The sequence below is a fragment of the Cognataquiflexum rubidum genome (assembly GCF_022538115.1).
Classification (GTDB): domain Bacteria; phylum Bacteroidota; class Bacteroidia; order Cytophagales; family Cyclobacteriaceae; genus Cognataquiflexum; species Cognataquiflexum rubidum.
Genome location: NZ_JAKZAL010000002.1, coordinates 110,866 through 133,447, shown reverse-complemented (window position 1 = coordinate 133,447; position 22,582 = coordinate 110,866). Strand labels below are relative to the sequence as shown.

Annotated in this window: 19 protein-coding genes; 2 read left to right on the top strand and 17 right to left on the bottom strand. The window is 40.3% G+C overall.

Annotated features, from left to right (window positions below; genetic code table 11):
* The first annotated feature begins 362 nt into the window (after positions 1-362).
* Complete coding sequence (locus MMU05_RS02895; RefSeq protein ID WP_241140162.1) at positions 363-1,265, top strand: cation diffusion facilitator family transporter; 903 nt, start codon at positions 363-365, stop codon at positions 1,263-1,265.
* A 671-nt stretch (positions 1,266-1,936) separates the two neighbouring features.
* On the opposite strand, the gene MMU05_RS02890 is transcribed toward MMU05_RS02895, so the two are convergent.
* Positions 1,937-4,354 (bottom strand): alpha/beta hydrolase, encoded by a 2,418-nt coding sequence (locus tag MMU05_RS02890; protein WP_241140161.1) that lies wholly within the window; start codon positions 4,352-4,354, stop codon positions 1,937-1,939.
* A gap of 298 nt (positions 4,355-4,652) precedes the next feature.
* On the opposite strand from MMU05_RS02890, the gene MMU05_RS02885 reads away from it, so the two are divergent.
* Entirely contained in the window at positions 4,653-5,132 is a 480-nt protein-coding gene (locus MMU05_RS02885; protein ID WP_241140160.1) for a thermonuclease family protein, read from the top strand.
* 99 nt (positions 5,133-5,231) lie between these two features.
* Here the strand turns inward: MMU05_RS02885 and MMU05_RS02880 are convergent, their stop codons facing one another.
* From MMU05_RS02880 to MMU05_RS02805, 16 genes are all read right to left on the bottom strand, one after another.
* Positions 5,232-5,699, bottom strand: a complete 468-nt coding sequence (locus tag MMU05_RS02880) for a ferritin-like domain-containing protein (RefSeq protein WP_241140159.1) — start codon at positions 5,697-5,699, stop codon at positions 5,232-5,234.
* A gap of 188 nt (positions 5,700-5,887) precedes the next feature.
* The gene (locus tag MMU05_RS02875; RefSeq protein ID WP_472843683.1) at positions 5,888-6,451 is read right to left on the bottom strand and encodes a helix-turn-helix domain-containing protein; all 564 of its coding nucleotides are present in this window, start codon (positions 6,449-6,451) and stop codon (positions 5,888-5,890) included.
* A gap of 20 nt (positions 6,452-6,471) precedes the next feature.
* Complete coding sequence (locus tag MMU05_RS02870) at positions 6,472-6,924, bottom strand: response regulator (RefSeq protein WP_241140158.1); 453 nt, start codon at positions 6,922-6,924, stop codon at positions 6,472-6,474.
* The gene (locus tag MMU05_RS02865) at positions 6,921-10,412 is read right to left on the bottom strand and encodes a CheR family methyltransferase (protein WP_241140157.1); all 3,492 of its coding nucleotides are present in this window, start codon (positions 10,410-10,412) and stop codon (positions 6,921-6,923) included. The genes MMU05_RS02870 and MMU05_RS02865 overlap by 4 nt, the downstream gene beginning before the upstream one ends.
* A gap of 194 nt (positions 10,413-10,606) precedes the next feature.
* Positions 10,607-12,400: an alpha-amylase family glycosyl hydrolase gene (locus MMU05_RS02860; protein WP_241140156.1), complete on the bottom strand. Its 1,794-nt coding sequence runs from the start codon at positions 12,398-12,400 to the stop codon at positions 10,607-10,609.
* A gap of 108 nt (positions 12,401-12,508) precedes the next feature.
* Positions 12,509-13,459, bottom strand: coding sequence for a YihY/virulence factor BrkB family protein (locus tag MMU05_RS02855; protein ID WP_241140155.1), 951 nt, complete (start codon positions 13,457-13,459; stop codon positions 12,509-12,511).
* Positions 13,460-13,699: 240 nt separating this feature from the next.
* Positions 13,700-14,905, bottom strand: coding sequence for an ATP-binding protein (locus MMU05_RS02850; RefSeq protein ID WP_241140154.1), 1,206 nt, complete (start codon positions 14,903-14,905; stop codon positions 13,700-13,702).
* Between the two features lie 64 nt (positions 14,906-14,969).
* Positions 14,970-15,281, bottom strand: coding sequence for a circadian clock KaiB family protein (locus MMU05_RS02845; protein ID WP_241140153.1), 312 nt, complete (start codon positions 15,279-15,281; stop codon positions 14,970-14,972).
* 10 nt (positions 15,282-15,291) lie between these two features.
* The gene (locus MMU05_RS02840) at positions 15,292-15,582 is read right to left on the bottom strand and encodes a circadian clock KaiB family protein (RefSeq protein WP_241140152.1); all 291 of its coding nucleotides are present in this window, start codon (positions 15,580-15,582) and stop codon (positions 15,292-15,294) included.
* Between the two features lie 7 nt (positions 15,583-15,589).
* The gene (gene kaiC / locus MMU05_RS02835) at positions 15,590-17,005 is read right to left on the bottom strand and encodes a circadian clock protein KaiC (protein WP_241140151.1); all 1,416 of its coding nucleotides are present in this window, start codon (positions 17,003-17,005) and stop codon (positions 15,590-15,592) included.
* Positions 17,006-17,441: 436 nt separating this feature from the next.
* Positions 17,442-17,939 (bottom strand): PEGA domain-containing protein, encoded by a 498-nt coding sequence (locus tag MMU05_RS02830; RefSeq protein WP_241140150.1) that lies wholly within the window; start codon positions 17,937-17,939, stop codon positions 17,442-17,444.
* A gap of 101 nt (positions 17,940-18,040) precedes the next feature.
* Positions 18,041-18,604: a VapC50 family PIN domain-containing toxin gene (locus tag MMU05_RS02825; RefSeq protein WP_241140149.1), complete on the bottom strand. Its 564-nt coding sequence runs from the start codon at positions 18,602-18,604 to the stop codon at positions 18,041-18,043.
* Positions 18,594-19,094: a helix-turn-helix domain-containing protein gene (locus tag MMU05_RS02820; protein WP_241140148.1), complete on the bottom strand. Its 501-nt coding sequence runs from the start codon at positions 19,092-19,094 to the stop codon at positions 18,594-18,596. The genes MMU05_RS02825 and MMU05_RS02820 overlap by 11 nt, the downstream gene beginning before the upstream one ends.
* A 168-nt stretch (positions 19,095-19,262) precedes the next feature.
* The gene (locus MMU05_RS02815) at positions 19,263-20,021 is read right to left on the bottom strand and encodes a nuclear transport factor 2 family protein (protein ID WP_241140147.1); all 759 of its coding nucleotides are present in this window, start codon (positions 20,019-20,021) and stop codon (positions 19,263-19,265) included.
* A gap of 178 nt (positions 20,022-20,199) precedes the next feature.
* The gene (locus MMU05_RS02810; protein WP_241140146.1) at positions 20,200-20,661 is read right to left on the bottom strand and encodes a nuclear transport factor 2 family protein; all 462 of its coding nucleotides are present in this window, start codon (positions 20,659-20,661) and stop codon (positions 20,200-20,202) included.
* A gap of 441 nt (positions 20,662-21,102) precedes the next feature.
* On the bottom strand, positions 21,103-22,023 hold the full coding sequence (locus MMU05_RS02805; protein WP_241140145.1) for an NAD(P)-dependent alcohol dehydrogenase: 921 nt from the start codon (positions 22,021-22,023) through the stop codon (positions 21,103-21,105).
* Between the last annotated feature and the right edge of the window lie 559 nt (positions 22,024-22,582).

Here is a 22,582-nt window from a genome sequence, read left to right as displayed (position 1 = left end):
TCAGGAAAACCAAATATAAAATTTTAATCAATAATTTATTGAACGGGAAGGTTCAAAACCACCAAAAACAAGTTCGGAGAAAGAAAGACAAGTCATAAGATAAAGAAGAATCCAATCAGCCCTGAAAGGGCAAAATATCTCAGGGGTGGGTGCAGCCCATCCATCATATAAATGTCCGATTCAGGTTAGCCCTGAAAGGGCGAAATACCCACACCATCGGGACACAAAAATTTCCTAATTCCCAAAACCATAATTTCTGCTATTTTTTAAAAATCTCCTATTGACTTCATTTTGGATAAACAATACCTTTAAGAAATGAGGCATTTAATTTTTTTTCACCATTAGACGTCAATCGGAAAAATATGGACAATGAAAAGCAACTTTTAAAATTCTCTGTTTATGGAGCTTTGTTTTTTGCTTTGCTTGCCATCATTTGGGGTGTCATCGAAAACTCCAAAATCATCCTTTTTGACGGGATTTATTCCCTGATCAGCGTCGGGCTTTCGATGATTTCCCTCTTTACAGCCTCCTTTATGGCCAAGCAGGATTTTGACCGCTTTCCTTATGGGAAAGAGATGATCGAACCCATCATTATCCTTGGCAAATTCCTCGTCATTACTATCCTCTGTCTTTTTGCCTTTTTCTCAGGAGTTTCGACTTTGCTTTCCGGGGGGCAGGAAGTCAATGCCGGTTCAGGCTTGGCATATGCATTCATTGCGACAGTTGGTTGTTATTTAGTTCATATATTTTTGGTAAAAAAACAAAAAGTAAACGGTTCCGGACTTGTAGAAGCAGAATCCCAACAGTGGCTGATGGATACTTTCCTTAGCTTGGCGGTATTGCTTGGGTTTTTATTGTCTCTTGGTTTGGGATATACACAATACAGCCACCTGATGCCCTACATGGATCCGCTGATGGTCATTTTGGTATCGGGCTATTTTCTCAAAGTTCCGATTACCAACATGGGTTTGCAGATCAGAGAAGTACTCGACATGAAAGCCGACACCAAATACCTGGATCTTTGTCAGGAGATCGTCGCAGAAATCGAAAAAGAGTACCAATTCCAAGAATCTTTTTTGAGGGTTTCGAAGTCAGGCCCAAAGCTTTTTATTGAAATAGATTTTGTTGTTGCTCCCGAAGGATGGCAACCGAACCTTGGCGAACAGGATAATATCCGTGAAGAAATCCTGTCCAAAATGAAGCCTATCTCCCTCAAAAAATGGCTAAACGTCGCCTTTACCAATGACAGAAAGTGGGCCGTGTAGGTGGAACCGTCACCCTGGGGAACGAAGGGTCTCTTGGAGGAAAGTTGTAGTGGTTGGAAATGCTGTAATGGTTGTAGTAGTTGTAATTGTTGTATGCTTCGCGTTGTCATTTGTCAAGCGTCACCCTGACTCCCCAACATTTTTAAGTGCTCAGAAAAGGAATGACGGTGGTTCGTCCGTCATTCTGAGTCCCCGACATTTTAAAATGTTCAAAAAAGGAATGACTTTGAGATTTTTCTAATTTGGCCTCGGCAAGCTCGGCCACCGAGTTTTTTTAGGTTAAGGGGTGGGGAGGAAAAAGCGGCTGCGCCGCTTTTTCCTCCCCACCCTCAAAGGCCCAATATTCCGTTCCCCGAGCATGCCGAGGGGTAATTTAGATTTACTTCATTGGTGGTGCCCAAAATTTTTAAGTGCTCAGAAAAGGAATGACGGTTGGTGTTGCGTCATCTTGAATCCGAGGTACGAGGATGAAAGATCTCAGAAAAAAGAGACTCTGATCCGCCGCAGCGGATCAGAGTGACGACTCGGATTTTCACGTCATTGGTAACCGCAGCTTGGGAAGGTGAAGAATTTCCCAAAACTGGCACACTTCACTGCGTTCAGTGTCACGATACAAATATTCACCTCATTGGAAGGAAAACTTCCTTATTGATTCTTCATCCAGGGTTCTTTTAATTGCCATTATACCTTCCAATTTCAAAACTCGGCATCAGTCCTATTTGGTCAATCATCAGAGCACCTTTTTCTGATTGGTCAAAAATGAACCGAATTTGTTGGAGACCTTCTACTCTGAATTTGGGGTTTTTGGAGGCCAATTTTTTCAGGTCAAACTGATAAAGTTGAAATATGGGTTCGGAGTCATCCTTTTCGTCCAAAAACTGGATTTTTAGCACACGGGATTTGATAAGGCGTTGGACGGGAGAGAATTCACTTGCAAGAAAGGCAACCTCTTCGCCTTGATGGTCCACAAGCTCCAGCGTGAAATCCAGGACAGGTAAGGGTATTTCATCCTCGTTTACTTCTTCTTTTTTGTTTATGGCTTCTAATTTGGTTTCGGAATTCTCATCGTCTTTTTCATTACTTTTTGCAATCTTTTTCCTTTTGCCCCTTGGTTTGGTGGATTCTCCAGATTCGGATAAAGAAAAAATAAGGACTGAGCTGGAATCCGGCACAAACGTATCCGAACCAAGCATTACTGTATAGCTGGCAAGAATGGAATCAGGGAGAATTGGCTTATTCGGAGCATCCCAATCGAGACTTTCGGTTCCAAATTCTTCATAATTCCATCCCAAATACAGTGCTCTCGTTCCTCTTGAACCGTATCTTTGCCAGACTTCTCCTTCTCGCCAGACAGTAAGATTTTTTCCCTGAGCTGATTCTGCATTGGACAGCGTCTGGACATCAAAGTCCTCCTCAAATCCAGCCCAAAACTGACTCTTTGAATCCTGAAACTGACTGAGATAAATAGTTTCCGGCAGCCAGTTTCGACCCTTTCTTGGATCTGAAAAAAGCGGGAGATAGCTGTCATTTTGGTGAAGGGTGGTTTCTAAAAATGCAATGATATAGACTTTGGCGATGGTTTCTTGATCTTTGGCTTCCATGAGTTGCTTTTTGTTCAGCAAACCTGAAAACGAAGCATGAGCATCGTTGTCTCCCCAACTGGAATTGAATTGGCCATGATTGGCACCGGAAATATAGAGTCCTGCTTTGAACCGATATACAGAATCCGTGAAGGAAGTGCGCTCAAATTGCTTGAGGCCTTCATAGGAAAAAACATCCTGATCCTGTGCTCCGTGCATTGTAAGATAGTTCACATTTTCAATTTTGGTGAGACTTCCTCCAGGCTTGTACTGCCCGTCTACAGGTGCAATGGCTACAATCGACTGAATATTGAAATGATATCCCAACGGGATCGTGGCATCGTCAGGATAGAAATCCAGCCGATTCAGCATGGCTGCATGCGCCACAGCCTCCCCTCCCCGGGAGTGTCCGACTAGGGCCAGTTTGTTAAAGTCAACTTGCCCAAAAAGAGGATGTGCCGGATCCTCATTCCATTCCTTCCACTGCCTCAGGTGCTCCAAGAGCATCCATCCCCTAGCATCATTTTCTTTTTCCAGTACCTTCCTCCCACGAATTAGGGAGAAGAAATTGAGAAAATTTTCATCCACTGATGCAACAATAAAACCTCGGGAAGCCAAAAGTTCCCCGAGATATTCGTAACCAATATCTGAAAAATCAAGCATGGGATGATTGCCGTGGACAATCAGGACCAAAGGAAATGGACCTTCCCCTTTGGGTTTCCAAACGCGGCCGTTGATGGGCAATTCTTTAAAATCAAAACCCCATTTATGGGTTCTATACTTGCCTAAAATCCCATTCCAGTTTTCCAAAAACGCAGTTCCATCCACAGACTTGGTCTCAAATTTCACTCCCTCCCTAAATTCCTCTCTGAGGCGATCTTTGCCTGATCCGTAGGTGAAAAATTCTACTTCATGTTGTCCCGGGGTCGCAGGAGATTCAAAAGGAAGCGGGGTGATTTTGTCCTCAGTAAGTTTTGCAGCATTGAGGATTGGCTTCAAATCCAAGCCCCTGATCATCAAAAAATATAGAGCTGCCCCGGCCCCAATCAATCCAATTCCAAAACCCAATAGAGCAATCGTCTTTTTAGGTAAAGTTAATTTTCGGAAATGGGCAATATTGAAAATAGAGACTCCTGCCCCCAATAGTGAAAAGGCGATCATCAAAAACAGCGCAATTCTCTTTTCCAATAGTCCAACCATCATCAAAAGCGGAATGGAAATGAAAAGGGCTATTTTGTATCCCTTTGGTATTTCATTGAATTGCTCGATCAGCCATACACTCAGATAGGCCGCCAAGACAGAACCCAACAAAATAAGCGCACCAAGGGCCAAAAGCCATGGATCCCTGAAGTTGATTGTCAAGCCTATTACCTCGAGCATGAATACTAAAAAAGATCCGATTAAAAGACCAACTGCAGCTCCATTAAAGGCTTTGAATCCCGGAATTACCTTTGTTTTTAGATTTTTAAGCAAGGAATTTAATCGGGTGAAATAGTACTTTAGGGACATATTTTGGAGTTTGATTTCTGAAAATATAAAATATTTTTGGAAATAGCATTTGAATACAATCCCCATTTTTTTCCGGTCTGATTTGCCGGCAGAGATGTGGCGAATCCGGGAATATAGGGTAATTGGTTAATTGATTGACTGATTTCTTCCAGAAAGTCTTTCCTGTTCCCTAAAACCTAAATCTTTGGAGAATCAAGTCTCGTTTCTCGCATCTCGCCTCTCTTTTCTTGCCTGTTAGTTCCCTGAGCGAAGTCGAAGGGCTCGCTTCCCAGTTCTAAAAAATTCCCTACTTTCACCCATGCTTAAAACCCAATATTTCCTCCTACTCGTCCTTTTTCTTTTTTTATCCGCAATTCCGTCTCCTGCACAGACCGAACCCAAGTGGTACCCGGTTTCTAAAATTGTGGACGGGGATACTTTTTGGATCATCAATGGGAAAAACGAAAATGAGAAGATCCGGTTGATCGGCGTGGATGCGCCTGAATCCAGGAAGTCAGGAAAAAAAGAAATAGGATACTATGGCAAGGAATCAAAAATCTACCTTGAGCAACTTTTGACCGGTAAAAAAGTAAGGCTGGAATACGATGTCGGCAAGTACGACAGGTACAAAAGAACTTTGGCATATGTGTATCTCGAGAACGGCATTTTTCTCAACGCCCATCTGATCAAAAACGGCTATGCTTCTGTCATGACGGTGCCTCCCAATGTCAGACATGCGGACCAATTTGTCCAGCTCCAAAAAGAAGCTAGAGAGAAAAAGCGCGGATTATGGAAGTGATCGATATTCTGTTGACGGCGGCTGAAAGCTACTTACCAACCCTATTAATTCATCCAAATCCTGCTTTTTCCCTTTAGCTATAAACTTTATGGCTAAAAATTAGGCCATACTTTTGTGCAAATCTCTCATTTTTTTGATCAGGTCGTGGTCAGTTTTGATGGATGATTTTTGGTCCATCAAAGTCTTTCTGACATCGGCGCTCATTTCTGCATCAGAAGCAAGGGCCAAATCATAAGCTTTCAAAGCAGCATCTTCGCCTGATTCACAGGATTCCAAGACGCTTGTCCTGTCATCCATCGAAAAAACAGATTTTACATCCATCCAGATGCGGAAGATTTTGCCGGAAGTCGTCGTTCCTTTATCCACTTCTCCGCCTGCTTCGGATATCATATCGCCAAGGACAGCCACATGGTCTCTGCTGTTTGAAATCAGTTTGGCAAAGAGCATCTTCAAATCAGCGTCTTGGATCTCTACTGATTCGATTGCATTTTGGTAGCCTTCGATCCTGTCATTGTTAATCAATACAAGGTCATTGAGTGCAGTGGTCAATTCTTCTGAATGTGTCATGGTGAGTTATTTTTAAATGTTATAAACTTATTTATCAGATAAAACAAGCCCAACATTCACACCACGTTTTCGGAATTCTCCCAAATCAAAAAATCCTGTAATTATTGGTGGTAACTATATAAAAAACCCCACGATATGCTGACAGATGGTCTGCCTTTGGCAAAAAATGTTTTCTTCAAAAATCAAACTCAAACAAGCATATTTTTTCTCATTTCTCTCATTTGCTTGAAAAATGAAGGGGTCAATCCCGTTACTTTCTTAAATTGGTTGGAAAGATGGGACACACTGCTGTAATCAAGTTGGTAAGAAATCTCCGTCAAGTTGAGTTCATTGTACAGCAGGAGCTCTTTTACTTTTTCGATTTTATTGAAAATGATAAACTGCTGAATAGTGATGCCCTGTACCTCCGAAAAAATATTTGATAAATACGTATAGTCGTACCCCAATTTTTCACTCATATGGTCGGAATAATTGACCTTAGGCAAGGACTCTGAGTGATGGATCATTTTGATCACTTCATTCTTGATTTTATCGATCAGAATGCTTTTCTTATCATCAAGAAGTTCGAGTCCGATTTTTTTTAAATTGATACTCAAAGATTCTCTTTGGGAATTGCTGATTTTTTCCAAAATCTCCACTTCGCCCAGATTGACATTGGCATAGGATATCCCCAGACTCTTGAGTTCTTCTTTGACTACCATGATACAGCGATAGCTGACCATGTATTTGATATGTATTTTTTGATATTCCACTTTATTTTAAATCTAGCAATTTATTCTGCCATTAACAGAAAATTTTCTTTATTAAAGGGTGGATTCTGGTACATATTTGCATATGTGATCGCTTTTTCCAGAACTTTCTTTAATTTTTGAAAATCATTTGGCTTGTGGATATAGACATTTGCGCCATGAAGAAAAGTCTCTTGCATGTCGTTTTCGGAAGAAGAAGTCGAATAGATGGCTACTGAAACCTCCTTGTATTTTTGGTTGGATCTGATTTCCTTCAGGCATTCCAAACCGTTCTTTCTGGGCATGTTGATGTCGAGAAACAAAATATGAGGGAGGTTTTCGTTATCAGTATTATGCATAAGGGTCATCAGTTCTTCTCCATCATTGACGGTGTCTACCGATGTACCAATATTCAATTCATCAAAAGCCTCCTTAAACAACAGTCTATCTGCTTCATCATCATCTGCTAACAGGATTTTAATGGATTTTACATTCATTTTTTGGCTGGTAAATAAATATCAAAGATAGTCCCTTTATTTAATTCACTTGTAGCGTATATAAAACCATTGTGGTTTTCTACAATCTTTTTGACAATGGCAAGTCCGATCCCTGTTCCCGGGTATTCATCTTTGCTATGCAATTTTTCAAATACTTCAAAAATTCTTTGGCTGTACTCTTGGTCAAATCCAATGCCGTTATCGGCAAACCTGATATGGCAATAGGATTCTTGGCTCAGTTTTTCAATTGTTTTGATTTTTTCCTTCTTCACGATCTCAGAGAAAATATTGATTTTGATCGGGATTCCGGGTTTGGAAAATTTCAATGAATTACTGATCAAGTTATTAATTAATTGCCTGAATTGAAAGGGAATAACGCTGACTTTACACATTTTCTCGATGGTAATGACCGCATGTTTCGCTTCCAATTCTTCTTTTATTTCCATCTGTACGTCATGGACAATATCTTCAAGCGGAAGTTCCTCAAATTTTCTTTCGGCAGAATTGAGACTGGTAAAAGTCAACAGCTCCTCAATCAGCTTTTGCATCCTGTTGGCTGATTTTTGCATGTGTTGAAAATATACCTTGCCAGAATCCGATAAGTTTACTAATTCTTTCTCTAATATCCTATCGGCAAATGTTTGGATCTTTCTCAGCGGCTCTTGTAAATCATGACTGGAGACGTAGGCAAAGGCCTCAAGCTCTTTGTTCATCCTTCCGAGTTCGTTGTTTTTTTCTGACAGTGCCTTGTTGGATAGGTCAAGTTGTTTGGTCCTCTCCAAAACCGCCTTTTCTAGCTTGGTATTGTAGATCTTTGTTTCCTTGATGTCTTTGGTATATTCTTCCAATTCATTTTTTTGCGTTTGCATGGCTGCTGTGATATCATTGAAAGAAAGTAAGATCAACTGGTCCCCATGACTTTTTTGGATTAGGCGGCTTGCATTGAGTAAAAAAACTTTTTCACCAATCCTGGGAAATGTGTGTGTTATCTTAAAGTTGCTAAAAGAGGAATTTTTGGGAATGATATGTTCAAGCAATTCCCGAAGGCTTTCAATATTCCATTGCTTTTCTTCCATTTCAAACAACTTCTTGCCATCGACCTGATCCTCTTTCAGTTGAAAAATCCTGAAAAAAGATTTGTTGGCAGTCTTGATCCGAAGGTTTTTGTCCAGGACAATCATAGGCTCATGGAGCGTGGCAATGATGGCATTGGAATAATCGTAGGATTCATTAAGCAGGTCATTTCGTGTCTGGAGCTCCTGATTGGTTGTGACGAGCTCCTCGTTGGAGGATTCGAGTTCTTCCTTAGACGTTTCGAGTTCTTCATTGACCGTCTGCAATTCCTCATTGCTGGAAACTACCTCTTCATTGGCGCTTTGTAACTCTTCTATAAATCCCTCCTGCTCTTGGGACATTTCCATGGCATCATCCTGAGCAGAAGCCAAATCCTCCTCGAGCTGTTTTATTTTTTGTTCTTTGATATATAAAATCGAATTAAGGCTTTCATCTTTTCCTTTTATCTTATGCGAACCGGCAATCTGATCGTGTTTGGAAAAAACCACCAGCAATAATAAATCTTCCGTGTCTGCTTGAAGCGGTGCCACCTCTATGCTGATGACAACAAGGGCATCGTCAATATAAACTTCAATTCCACCTTTTCTCAACCTCTTATTGGTTTTGATGGATTTGGAAATCAGATTTCTCAGGTGAAAAGCTATCTCTTTACGGACAAGCTTCAGGATATTCAAAGAGGCCTTGCCGGAATCGTGACTGAGGTAAAGGTCGGTTTTTCCCCGGAACTGAAGGATTTCCATATGCCTGTTGATCACGACACTGGCCGGTAAAAAATCTGCAATAATCAACTCATTGATAGCCTGATCCAAGTTTTTGCTGGTCTGTAAGGCATTGGTTTTGATCCTATCTGATTTGAAATCGGCATCTACTGCGGGTTGTTTTGAATAGCTATCTGCTTTTGGCATTCTGGTAGTCGGTAAAGGTAATTTGCGCGAGTCGGCACTGTTGTTTTTTGAATAGATCCGAAACTTTTTGTTGACCTCCGAGAAAAGATTTGGAGAGGAACTGATGGTCTCTGCTTTGCCCAACATCAAGTATCCGGTATCATTGAGTGCATAATGAAAAGTTGACAGCACTCTTTTTTGGGCAGCTGTATCCAGATAAATGAACAGGTTCCTGCAGCTTATAAAATCTATTCTTGAAAAGGGCGGATCCCTCAGCACATTGTGGGGGGCATAAATACAGATATCTCTGATGGTTTTGGAAATCCTATAATTACTGCCTGTTTTGGTAAAAAACCGCTGCAACCTTTGAGGGGAAACTGAATCCAATTCTTCCTTGGAATACACCCCGCTTCTCGCTTTTTGTATGGCTTTTTCACTCAGGTCTGTAGCAAACATCTGAAAAGGGATATGGGTCCCCGTATTTTCCTGGATTTCCAGAATCATGATAGCGATGGACAATGCCTCCTCACCGGAAGAACAAGCAGGGACCCATACCCGGAAGGAACTTTCTCCTTTTTTTGACTTCAGAAGGTTTGGTAAAATGGTTTCTTTCAAATATCTGTAAGTATCAGAATCCCTAAAAAAACTGGTCACATTGATCAGGAGATCCTGGTAGAGAATGGCCATCTCTTCATTGTTCTCCTTTATCAAAAGCAAATAGGCTTGGAGATTACTTACTTTGTTGAGTAGCATTCTCCTGAGGATTCTTCTTTTGATAGTCCTCATTTTGTACACCGAAAAATCTACCCCGGTGAGTTTCAGGAGGCTTTGGATAATGGCTATCAGGTCAGGATTATCATCGTCAATCAAGTCTTCTTCCCGTGTTTTCTTGCCCGAAAACCTGATCAAAGGATGTTGGCTAATCCTATTCAGCTCGAGTGCTATTTCTTTTGGGGAAAGTATAAAATCAACCAAACCGGCAGAAATAGCGGATTTGGGCATGCTGTCAAATTTTGCAGAACCATCTTGGGCAAAGGTAAGTCCGCCTTCTTCCTTGATTGATCTCATTCCCATCGTACCGTCGGTGGCACTTCCACTCAGGATGATCCCGATCACATTTTCCCTGTGGGTCTTTGATAGAGAGGTAAAAAGGATGTCAATGGGAAAATTGAATTTGGGACTTTCCGGCCTTGGTGATAAGATAATTTGGTCTTTTTCTACAGAGATTTCTTTGTCAGGGGGAATGATGTAAAATGTATCGGGCTTAATCACCACTTTGTTTTCAACCTCCCCTACATCCATGGAAGTGATTTTGGCCAAAAGTGGGGTAAGCATACTCTTGTGATCAGGACTCAGGTGCTGTACATAAATGAGAGCCATACCCGTGTCAGGAGCGAGGTATTTCAAAAATTCAGAAATAGCTTCCAATCCGCCTGCAGAAGCGCCGATCGCCACGATAGGAAAATCAGCTTTATGCGTAGGTTCCGCGGTTGAGTCCTTTTCTTTTTTTTCTGCTTTGGATTGTTCCATGCCGGTTATTCGATTTTAATACGGAAGCTTTTTTCAGCAACAGCAAGAACGTGTGAGTGGCAGGTAATTCCTACTTTTCTCAAGCTACCATATTTATGCCTCAATTCCGCACCGCTGATACAATAAATGCAACATCATTCTTTTTATTTTTGAAATTTTAGTTTCTAAAAAGGGAGAAGTAATGAATGGTCTATTTATCGGATCAAAATGATCCCCCCAAACGCCGGAAGACCCACCAAAATTGAATGAGGCTTACCTTCAAAAGGTCCGTCGGCCTCCACGGCTAGAATCTCCGTCCCGGCAAAATCCTCATCATATCCCTGCCAACCGCTGTTGAATTTCACATGCCATCTTCCCCCATGCGGAACTCCGAATTTATAATCGTTGTAATTCTGATGAGAAAAATTGAGCACTACGACGACAGGACGGTCTCGATGGTCCCTATGACCACGGCTATATGCTAAAACCAAAGTTTCTTGGTTGAAGTGCAAGGTTTCCGTAAGTTGACCTGTAAGTCCGATTAAGGCTTGATCCCGACCATTTCGCATCCTGATCAGGTCTTGGTACATCCTCGAAATACCATTGAAAACAGACTGCCTCTCCCAATCCAAGGGTTCGGTATCGGTAAAAGTTCCATGCGTAATGAATTCCTGACCCTGAAATATCATGGGTATTCCTGGAGCAGTCATTAAGGTAATGGCTCCCAAGGTGGATTTCTTTTTGGCATATTCTCCGTCAGCTTCACCAGGCTGTATTTCCTCTGGCAGACGAGCTGCGCCGTTGGCCACCTCGTCATGGGATTCGGTAAATATCACCCTTTGGAAAACGTCATTGTTGAAGGAGAAAAACAGGGATTCCACCACCAATTGGAGGTTTCGGTGTTTGTCTTCAATTTCGAGGAGCACCCGTCTGAGGTGGTTGACAAATCCCAAACCCCATTGGGAATGAAAGCCTAGTCCATTTAATTTAATATCCGAAGTCACTATTGGATCCGCTTTGAGGTCTTCTGCAATCAAAATTTTACCTGGAAATTTGGACCTGATTTCACCATTCAGTTGCTGTAAAAACTGATAACCTTCTTCCAATATGGCATGGTTGTGTGGGTTTTCATTTTCCAAAAACCTGATCACCGCTGTGGCGTCTAACCTTAGCCCATCACATTGATAGGCTCCCAGCCACATCATGGCATTGTCCCGGAGGAAATTCCTTACTTCTTTCCTGCCATAGTCCGGGCGGTTTTCACCCCAGGGAGTCTTTGCCTTGTGGTCATTGTAAAAGTAAATTCCGCCAAGGTCGTTTTCCTTCCATCCGTCAAATTGCCATAAGTCAATATCCGAAGGTCCAAAATGATTGTAAACCACATCCATAATCACGGCAATTCCTCTGCTGTGTGCTTCGAAGATAAAATGCTTCAAACCCTCCGGTCCGCCATAGGCTGATTCTACTGCAAAAGGATGTGCAGGATTATATCCCCAAGATTGGTCTCCGGCAAATTCCATCACCGGCATGATTTCTATGGCATTGATCCCAAGGTCACGGAGATAATCCAGCCTTTGGGCTGCAGTATAAAAATTGCCTACTTCCCCTTCATTCAATCCTTGTCTGTTGAAGGTACCGATGTGGAGCTCATAGATTACCAGGTTATTGAAAGAAGGGAGGCGATACTGATGGTCGTTCCAATCTTTGTAAAGGTCAATGACCACAGAATTGCCCACACTGTTGGTCACTTTCCGGGCAAAAGGATCGTTTTTGGTGATTTTCATCTCTCCATTGTAGATGACAAATTTGTATTCGTCCCCTTCCGATGCCGACTCTACATGCACTGCCCAATAGCCCTCATTTTCATGCTCCAATTCAAATTCATCCTCATTCCAGCCATTGAAACTACCCATTACAAAAATCTTGTTGGCATTGGGTGCCCATACCCTAAAAGTCACCCCATTGGACCCAACAATGGCCCCCATTCCCATATTGCCTATCGTTTCCATACTTTGATTTGTTTTGTAAAATATTTATAAAAAATGTTCCTACATGACGAAAAGAACAAAATAAGATAATTTATCTCATTTAATTATATATTTCAATGGCTTATTCAATCATTTATCTTCTGTCGGAATATTTTCATTTCCCTTCTCTACAATGATTTCCTTTTCGACAACCTTCATGGCAAAATCAGAAGGATGAACCTTATGTTCATATTTCTCCGCATAGACCCTTGTAAATGCTGCCCCATAGAACAATATCAGACAGGAATAAGATACCCAAAGTAAAATCAACACGACAGAACCTGCAGCACCATAGGTAGAACCCGGATCAGCAGCTCCAAAATATATGTTGAGCAAGAACTTACCCAGGTTGAATAATACAGCTGTCATAAATCCCCCCAACCAAACTGATCTCCATTTGATCTTCATATCGGGCATAAACCTGAATATCAATACAAACAAAAGTCCAATAACAAATGTGGACAAAGCAAACTCGAAAAACTGGGCGATGTACACGTATGCCGGCTCCCATAGTCTGGATAGAAATCTACTCAAAACGGTTAATGCGGTAGACACCACGAAGCTGATCAACAGCAAAAACGCAATGACCATCACAAAAGCCAAACTCAAAGCCCTGTCTTTGACAATTTTCCACCAACCTGCATCTGGGTCTACTTTGACACTCCATATCTCATTCATAGAAATCTGAAGCTGGTAAAACACGCCCGTAGCACCGAATAACAACACTGACACCCCCATCACGGTAGCAAAAACTGTCCTGTTATCCTTACTCGAATTTTCGATGATGGAGACGATAGACTCCGCAGCACTCGGACCGATGGCCTCCGAAATCTGCCCTGTAATCTCCCCCTGCACGATCTCCTGTCCCCAAAATGCCCCAACGGCACTAATGACGACAACGAGCAATCCCGGCAGGGACAACACCGCATAATAGGCCACGACGGCGCCTAATCTCCAAGGATTATTCTTATTCCAAAGCTTCCCCGCCTCCCACAACAGCCCGGGCAGGTCTTTTATCTTGAATCTATTTTCTTTACCCATTTTGTCATGTTGATTTGGGCCAAAAACTATATCCCGGCCTCCGGCTTTGAATAGCCGCAGTAAACAAGTGCATTAACCGTGCCTTATTGGAAAATTGGGCGGGAATAGTCGTGGAAGTTGCGCCCAAAAGAAAATACTTGATTTAGGAAATAAGGTTATCCACTCCTTTGCCAGTTACCGATATTCTCCTACAGAAATGATATCTGTGATCTGCTTCTCATGCGCAGGTTGTTGGTTACCTTAGTCTTCCAATGTTGTAGGAATATAAATGTCAAATGTGGTGCCTTTATTTAGTTTACTGGTGGCTATTATTATTCCGCTATGATTTTCTACAATATTCTTAACGATGGCAAGTCCGATGCCAGTACCATTATAATCTGTTTGTTGATGAAGGCGGTAGAATATTTCAAATATTTTCTCACTGTATTCCTGTTCAAAGCCGATGCCGTTATCAGAAACAGAAATGTGACAATATTCTTTTTGAGGTGTAAGCTTGACATGGTCAAATGCAATGCCCTTTGCTATTTCACTTTTAATCAAGATGTATGGTCTGATCGTTGGATTAGAAAATTTTAATGCGTTGACAATCAAATTGTGCATAAGTTGACGAAACTGGAAAGGGATAATATTGACACTATTCAGTGCTGTTACCTCCACGATTGCTTTTTTGTCTTCCAGTTCTTCTTTTAGTTCATCCTTCACTTCATCGATAATCTGATTTAGTTCGGTGTATTCCAATTTCCCTACTACCGTATTAGTACGTGAGTATTCAAGTAAATCCTGAACGAGTACCTGCATTGAATTTGCGGCGTATTGCACCCTGTTCAAAAAATCTTTACCCTTTTCAGAAAGTTTAATTCTTTCATTATCGATAATGTGGGAAATCAAAATTTGAATTTTGCGGAGCGGTCCCTGTAGATCGTGACTGGTAATGTAAGCGAATGCTTGAAGTTGATTGTTCAATTTTATTAATTCAGCGTTTTTACTTTTCAATATTTCTTCTTCCTTCTTTTTTTCGGTCAAGTCGGTTATAATCATACCGACCGTCGGGATCGTGGGAAACAAGGAGGTGAGAGAGATATAAACCGGAACTTTGTTATTGGCAAGTGATAAATATATTTCGCCTTTTATTTGCGAGGTCAAGGCTTTTTGAAAAAGTTTGCTGAATGTTTCTCTGGATTCAGGATGTACATATTGATAAATAGAATTTCCTATAACATCCTCATAGGAAAGGTTTAAAAGCCGGGGAAAATAATTGTTGGTGTACACAATCAAGCCCTCTTCTGTTAAGTTGAGAGCACCTTCGCCAAAATTTTCAACCAACAATCTATAGGCATAATCCACGGTTCGAAGTGTGAAAATTTCGGATTGGTTATTGGTCTTCAAGGCAAAGGCATCTACTTCACCTCCCTTAATGGCCTCAATTACCTGCTCGTATTCATCCAATCGGCTTTGCAACTCTTCGATTTTTAATGCTGATTGCCTCGCAGATAACTTCATTTCTAAAGAATTATTTATCGATTGTAATGCCTAATGATTTCAATACTTTTTTGGTATCCGATAATGTTCCTACCAAAGTTTTTTTTGGCAGCGGATATCTTTTCAATAGTGAGGGACTAAAAACAATATGTTGTTCTGAGGCAAGCTTGGGGTTTTTGTAAATATCTATTATCTCCAGATCAAAAGAATCTTTTAAATATTTGTCGCACATCCACTTAAGATTTTCAATAGCCTCCATTGATTTTTGGGACATACCTGAAATATAGAGTGTCAGCACCAACTTGTCTTCAACGTTTAATTCATCCATTGTAGGTTTTTTCATGATAAAAAAATTAAAGTTTTACAGGACGGATATTTAAGCCAACCAAAACCTTTTCCTCATTGGAAAGGTCTCCTATTATCTTTCTTAAGGGCACAGGGACTTTTCGCACCAAAGTGGGGATGGCAAATATCTGATCTCCTTCAGCCAACTGGGGATTTTTCAAGAGGTCAATCACTTCAATGGTATATTTACCTTCTAAATGATTCTCGCAATACTTGGTGATATTCTTCAAGGCAAGTACTGAATTAGGTGTCTGACCGGCAATGTATAATCGCAATTCCCATTTTTCTTCTTTTGCCATGTGGTTTTTATTTTTTGTTTGAGGAAGTAAATTGGAATCCTTTACCTGTAATAAGAAAATCGTGTTGGTTGTTTGAGTGACCCATGCCACGTGATTTTACGATGAGGAGGCTACGTGCCCTTTCATTGTTACGTGCTTCGTTCTTCAGATCTATCCATGTGTCTGCAAGGGAAGAAACTGCATCTACGGTAGAATTATTGTATTCTGATTGACCATCATAGGTGAGCGATGTGAAGAGTGCGTTGATCTGCTTTTTTTTGAGTGTATCCATTAATCTTACCAACATGGCCCGTACTTCATTGGTATTACCGATCGTGATTAGACTGCTGATAGGGTCAATGATTACGGTACGTGGTTTTAGCTCGTCCAATAATTTATTCAAAACCATCAGGTGCAATTCCAAACCTTGAAGGGAAGGCCGTGACGCCTGAATGTGGAGCAGTTTCGATTTGATGGCCTGCTCAAAATCAATCCCGATTGTAGCCATATTCCGTACCAATTGCTCGGGAGATTCTTCAAAGGAAAAAAAGAGCGTGGGTTCGTTGCGCTTGCAACTGCTCATCGCAAAGTGACTGGCGAGAATTGTCTTGGAAGTACCCGCATTGCCTGTAATGAGTGTACTGCTCGCACGATAAATTCCCCCTGTCGAAAACAAATTGTCCAATCCGGGTAATCCCGTGGAAATAATTTCTGTCGGTGATTTGTAATCCAACATCAATGATGTAACCGGGAGAACTGAAATTCCATTTTCGCCTATGAGAAAGGGGTATTCATTTGTGCCGTGTGTGCTGCCGCGAAATTTTACGATACGCAATCTGCGCGTGGCGATTTGTTCTATCACCCGAAAATCAAGAAGTATCACGCAATCGGACACATATTCTTCCAAGCCCTGTCTCGTCAAAGAATTTTCACCCCTTTCGCCGGTGATCACAGTTGTTACACCTTTTTCTTTGAGCCAGGTAAATAATCTGCGGATTTCAGAACGGAGCAATGCCATGTTTTGCATGCCCGAAAACAGCGATTCGATGGTGTCAAGCACGACTCTTTTGGCTCCGATAGAATCAATGGCATAATTTAGCCGGATAAATATCCCTTCCAAATCATACTCGCCTGTCTCTTCTATCTCTGATCGCTCGATGTGCACATGGTCAATTTGCAGTTTTTTTTCTGCTTTTAATTTTTCAAAATCAAAACCCAATGACTCAAAATTCTGTGTGAGGTCTTTTGCGGTTTCTTCAAAACTCATGAAAACGCCCGGCTCGTTATAATCTGTAATTCCTTTTACCAGAAACTGCGCAGCAAACAACGTTTTGCCGCAACCGGCACTCCCGCAGATAAGAACAGGGCGACCTTTAGGAAATCCTCCGTTTGTGATTTCATCCAATCCTCCTATTCCTGTGGGAGTTTTAAGCAAGGTTTCCATTTTGTATATATCTATGAGAAAATAATATGCTGCACTGTATATGAAAAAGATTCCCAGAAAGATAATATAAAAAGGTGAGAATAAGTGAAACCTATATTTTAATTCTGAAGCTTAATGTTTTCTTTATCAATAAGTTGCAGATAGGTGACGATTTCATTCTGGCATTCAAAAAAAAGCGGGTGAGTTTTGGAAAGTAAGTATTCACGGTATCCATAGAGGAATCCTTTCCAAAATCAAAAATTAGGATTATCCGCTACTTTGCCATTAGCTCAAAATTAAAGATAAAAACTGCGGATAATCGGTAAACGATTAGCGGTTCTGTGGACAGTGGACCGTCGTCCGTGGACAAGTATCCGCACCCGATAAAGTCCTTTCAAGCCCAAGGTGCAACATTGCGGATACTCATATCAAAAATTTACTGCAATTATATCGATCCTTAACTTTCGAGGATTTTCTTTTTTTCTATTTCAAATTCTTCTTGGGTGATCACACCCTCATCTAGTAATTTTTTCAGTTCTCTCAGTTTATCGGCTTTGGTTTTATCCAAACCACTTGGGATGGAATAGTAGTTGGTATCAAGTCCTCCGACAGCCGGCTGAAGCTCATAGGTTCTGAATGACTTGTACTTCATGATCCAAAGGAATGGAACCAACAAAAATATCCCTCCGATCAAAGCGCCGACATCCAACTCCTCATCCCTTGAAAAAGAAGTATTGAAAGGGTTGTACCCTTCTTTTTCCAATCTGACCAAAGTGGTGCTGCCTACTACTTTGGTATCCCTGTAGGCATAAGGCGTATTTCCCATGTACTCGCCGTTCATATACAGCTTGGCATCAGAGGGATTAGATTGGATCATGGTCGTGCTGCCACAACTCGCAAAGAAAATAGCAACAGCCAAGAATAGGGCAATGGATTTGAGATAGATGGATTTCATTAAAAATTTGAGATTTAGTTTTACAATATTAAGGCCTATTGTCAAAACTACAAGGAAAGGAGGAGAAAAATTTGGGCATGTTGGACTTCAGTCTGCCTATTTCACAGTAAAGCATGTAGATAGTTTGCAGAATCAATCAAACCATTTTTTCGCAATCTGTCCAATATTTCAAATTCATCAAGATTCGGGTTTGTTCTATTTAATACCATAGCTCTAAAAGCTTCCAAAGCAAGATTATTGTTAAGATCAATAGTATCTGATATAAAGTCATCAGCAGTCTTTGCTGCTATACCAAAGCTAGCCAAATAGCCTGAGGGGAAGTCCTTTATGTTATTCGTCACAATGATGTTGGCATTTGTTTTTATGGCTGCGGCTAATACATGTCTGTCTTTTTCGTCAGGCAATTCCAAAGAGTTAACCAGAGGTTCATAATTATCGACCAATGCATCCGGAAAAGCAAGTTGCGCTTTTTTCAATCTCTTTTTGATCTCTTCGTCAGGAATCCCCTTTCGAATCATTACATTTTCCCATTCATTAAAAATATGTTTACTCCATTTTGGTGTAAAAAGGTCATAAGAAGCAAACCAAAACAGAAGATCCCTAATATCAATAGGGTAAATCACATTGGTATCAAGAACACAAGTGAATCGGACACTATGAATCATATATCCCTGCTTCTTCGTCAGCCTTCATTATTTCTATAAGCAACTGTCTTTGTTCAGCTTTCATTTTTCTCTTATAATCAAGGATATCTTGATATTTGATTCTTCGATGTCTGCCAATTTTCGTAAAGTTGATTTCTCCGTTTTCAAGTAGCTTAACCAAATGTGGCCTCGAACATCCAATCATTTCGGCTGCTGCCTGGGTAGTAATTTCAGTTGCAATTGGGACGATGGAAACCGGTCTTCCCTGACTGGTTTCTTTTAGGATTTTAGCAAGCAATTGCAATGCTTTCAGAGGAATCTTAATTCTCTGGCTATTTTCTTCAATTTCAATCTCAAGGTAATCAGAATGGATTTGATCCAATAAAGGGGCAAGAGAGCCATAGGATTCCAAGGCTACTTTTTGCTCTTCTTTAGAAGGTCTTTCTATGTTATAAATTTCGTTCATGGCATTTGCTTTAATGCATTGAATATACGAAATATTCGAAACCATGTTCGTTTGTTTTGAATAATTAAATAAAAGAGAACGTTTTTCCGTATTCTGTTGTGCGGGATTTCGGAGCACAAAGCTGTCAAAACATCTCAAAAGTTGATGCGAGATAGCAAGTTCAATTAACCACGTCACCCGCCTTTGAGCCAAACGCCTGTTACCACATGTTTTTTATTTTTCTTTTATAGCTTCTTCTATTAATTCTCCATTTTCATAAACGGCCATTTTTTCGACTTTCCCTCTATTTTTTATAAACTTGATTTGAACATTATTCTGGTTTAAATAGAATGTATCCTCAGTTTCTGCTAGCATATCATTGCTCCATACTTCTTTTTCATCCACCAAATCCATCATTTTAAGAGTTTTTCCTTCTTGTTTGATGTTAATCATTCTGTCAGAGGCTTGATAGTTTCCCTCGTATTGTTCAAGAATTTCATCATCAAGCTGAATTTTACCGTATGGAATATGATTATAACTTATTGTTCTTGCCAGTTTCCATTCATTATTGTCAAAGCTCCAAATACTTGTGAATTTAGCTTTTGAAACAGGTTTACTGGTATTCTCATCTATTACGAGGTGAAAAATATGTTCTCCATTTTCAATAGCTCCATAATTTGCAATAGGATATACTTCAAGACTTTCTTTTATAAGCTCCCTTTTAATTTGCTGTCTTTCTCTTTGTTCTCCACAAAACAAGCTCATTGACTCCATTTCGCTTGCTTTAGAAACTGTTAAGCCTTGTTTGTCGTGATAGAATTCATAGTCAAAGGCTAAAAAAGATTCGTACTTCTTAAGGTCACATTCATTCAGGGCTTTAAAAAAGGTATAGTCAAGCTTTGAAATAGTATCATATAATTCTCCACTTTTTTGAGCAAAGCTTTCTACGCAAATTATGAAGGTGAATATTGCTTTTAGTCTTAATCGCATCATTTTTCAAATGTGTGGTAACGTTTTACGTATTGGCGATGGTGGGGCATTTGAAAAACGCCAGCCCAACATTTGTACAAATGCTCAATAGAATTACAAATATTGAGTTTACAACAGTCAGCCCCACTATTGCCAATACGATGTTAGCTGATGTTGTTATTCTGTTGTTAGAGTAAAACATCTATTTTGACTCGTCAATTAAAGTTCCTTGAAAGGCTGAGCGTTTCCATTGTCCATTATTCTTTATCCAAACTTGTGTGAATCGAAGTTCAGTACGCTTGGTACTTTTGCTTGATTGGTGACTGTTTTTGCCAGTTACCAAAGCAAGATTATTGTTGTATAAAACAATGTCAACATCATCAGTTTTATAGTCTGTAACAGACCTGGGTTTAGCTGCGTAGTTTAGCCATTCTTGGCGAGTAAGAATTTTACCATAAATGTCGCTGTGTCTGTACTCTGGTGCAAGAAGTTTGCTTAAAGTTAGAGTGTCACTATCACCCCAAGCAACAATAGAGTTTTGCATTATTTGAATAATTTCTTGTCGAACGGTTTCACTTGGTTTTGTCGCCTGAATATTTGGATTTTTTTGTGCAAAAGACTGCAAACAGAACGTTGTAAGAATGATAGTAACTATTATTTTCATATAATTATTGGTTTAAATATTTTAAGTTCAATTTCAGCTAAAGATTGTATATCAACAAGACTTGTTGATATCTACCCAAATCCGGCTGCTATAAACAATATTGTTGTTATTATTCGATTACTTAAACTTAATTGCTTTTAGTTGGATATCCAAAAGATCATGTTCGGGAAAAGGTCGGAATATATACCTTTACCCCAATCCTCCACTTGCTTACCTTACCCTCATCTTCGTCCAAAGCGACGCACCAATCAAACCTATCATAAAAGCTGAAATTCCTGTGATAAGCCGGTCTATCTTATGAACGTTTTGCCGCTTTGCGAAGGGGACGATTCTACCGCCAAACTTCATACGAAGCCACGAACTTCAAACTTAATAAAAACTGTCATTCGAAGCACTGAACCTCCACTTTTGCAAAGCCCGCGTCGGTGGATGGTGTTCCTGTCATTCACTTATTTTTAGTACAACATTTCCTTTCTTTCTCCCCGTGTCGACATACCTGTGGGCAGCTACAACTTCATCTATGGAATATGTTCTGTCAATAGTTGCTTTATATCTTCCCTTTTCAAATAGCTCCCGTAAAAAATTCAGTTGTTCAATTTCTTCAGATGCCATTTCAAAACTTTCAACAGACTTAAAAATCCCTCCATGGTTTAACAAATGTCCACATTGCTTTTTGGTGATTTTGCCCACTGCATCAAAAACAATATCGAACTTTTCAGCAGTTTTTGTATAATCTTCTTTGTTGTAAAGGATGATTTTATCAGCACCAAGTTCTTTGACAAGTTCTTTACCGTGTTCGCTGCAAACGGCGGTAACTTCGGCATTATGGTATTTTGCTATTTGTATAGCCGCTGTTCCTACAGCCCCGGTTGCCCCGTAAACCAATATTTTTAAGTTTGCTTTTTTTGAAACTTTAGCTTTTTCTAAAAAGTAATAGGCAGTCTGACCTCCAAAACAAATTGCTGCTGCCTCTTCAAATGTGGCGTTGGATGGCTTTTTGACAACAACACTTTTATCTGACACCGCTAAATATGCTGCATAGGTGCCAAAATTAAAACCTGTGATACCATACACTTCATCACCAATTTTAAAATTGCTTACATTTTTTCCTACTTGCTCTACTATGCCGGAAAACACCGTCCCCAAAATAGGTTTACGTGGTTTAGAAAAACCAAGAACAAAACGCATGACTGTTTTCATAAAGCCTTTGACATCAAGCGCTCTAACCCTTACATCTCCGGAGTTGACCGCAGTAGCCACTATTTTGACAAGAATTTGATTGTCTTTGGCTATTGGTTTAGGGACATCCTGAATTTGCAAAACTTCAGGGGGTCCGTATTTGGTGCAAATAACTGCTTTCATTTTATTGTAGTTTTAAAGATTATGTATGTACGCAATTATGCCATAAGATTTGAAAACCATGATAATTCTCGTCTAAGGACTGAAATGCCCGGTACATCGGTCTTCGGTCTTCCCTGCCTACCGGCAGGCAGGCGTCCCGATTGAAGAAGAATAATGGGTTACTGGCAAAGAAGCGTAAATTCATATTCCTCAGTCAGGGAAATGTATTTTGATATAAAGTCAAATAGAATGTCGTGCATATAGTATGATGTTGTTATTGTCGCCTGTCACACTTGCTATCAACGGGATTCAGCTTGGCGAAGTGGCGGGATTTTTACAAAAAATGTTGATGCGAAGCACAAAACTTTCGGCTACTACGAAACTGTTTGCGGAGCACGAAACCCCGCCTGTTGCAAATGTATTGTTAGCGCTAGGCATACTATCTGGTCGGATTGGTGTCATTTTAAGTTAACTCAAATGTCCTTTAAATGTGTTGCACATGTTTTGCAAATGTAATACAAGTATTATGCAAATGTTGGAACGGTGGTTGTTAATTGTCTATATTTGCCATATACTTTTA

Bases quoted from the DNA above. Each gene is read 5' to 3' on its own strand.
- MMU05_RS02880 (WP_241140159.1), bottom strand. From the start codon at position 5,699: ATGACACATTCAGAAGAATTGACCACTGCACTCAATGACCTTGTATTG.
- MMU05_RS02870 (WP_241140158.1), bottom strand. From the start codon at position 6,924: ATGAATGTAAAATCCATTAAAATCCTGTTAGCAGATGATGATGAAGCA.
- MMU05_RS02815 (WP_241140147.1), bottom strand. From the start codon at position 20,021: ATGATGCGATTAAGACTAAAAGCAATATTCACCTTCATAATTTGCGTA.
- MMU05_RS02855 (WP_241140155.1), bottom strand. From the start codon at position 13,459: ATGGGTAAAGAAAATAGATTCAAGATAAAAGACCTGCCCGGGCTGTTG.
- MMU05_RS02860 (WP_241140156.1), bottom strand. From the start codon at position 12,400: ATGGAAACGATAGGCAATATGGGAATGGGGGCCATTGTTGGGTCCAAT.
- MMU05_RS02840 (WP_241140152.1), bottom strand. From the start codon at position 15,582: ATGGCAAAAGAAGAAAAATGGGAATTGCGATTATACATTGCCGGTCAG.
- MMU05_RS02890 (WP_241140161.1), bottom strand. From the start codon at position 4,354: ATGTCCCTAAAGTACTATTTCACCCGATTAAATTCCTTGCTTAAAAAT.
- MMU05_RS02820 (WP_241140148.1), bottom strand. From the start codon at position 19,094: ATGGTTTCGAATATTTCGTATATTCAATGCATTAAAGCAAATGCCATG.
- MMU05_RS02830 (WP_241140150.1), bottom strand. From the start codon at position 17,939: ATGAAATCCATCTATCTCAAATCCATTGCCCTATTCTTGGCTGTTGCT.
- MMU05_RS02885 (WP_241140160.1), top strand. From the start codon at position 4,653: ATGCTTAAAACCCAATATTTCCTCCTACTCGTCCTTTTTCTTTTTTTA.
- MMU05_RS02895 (WP_241140162.1), top strand. From the start codon at position 363: ATGGACAATGAAAAGCAACTTTTAAAATTCTCTGTTTATGGAGCTTTG.
- kaiC (WP_241140151.1), bottom strand. From the start codon at position 17,005: ATGGAAACCTTGCTTAAAACTCCCACAGGAATAGGAGGATTGGATGAA.
- MMU05_RS02805 (WP_241140145.1), bottom strand. From the start codon at position 22,023: ATGAAAGCAGTTATTTGCACCAAATACGGACCCCCTGAAGTTTTGCAA.
- MMU05_RS02865 (WP_241140157.1), bottom strand. From the start codon at position 10,412: ATGGAACAATCCAAAGCAGAAAAAAAAGAAAAGGACTCAACCGCGGAA.
- MMU05_RS02825 (WP_241140149.1), bottom strand. From the start codon at position 18,604: ATGATTCATAGTGTCCGATTCACTTGTGTTCTTGATACCAATGTGATT.
- MMU05_RS02845 (WP_241140153.1), bottom strand. From the start codon at position 15,281: ATGAAAAAACCTACAATGGATGAATTAAACGTTGAAGACAAGTTGGTG.
- MMU05_RS02810 (WP_241140146.1), bottom strand. From the start codon at position 20,661: ATGAAAATAATAGTTACTATCATTCTTACAACGTTCTGTTTGCAGTCT.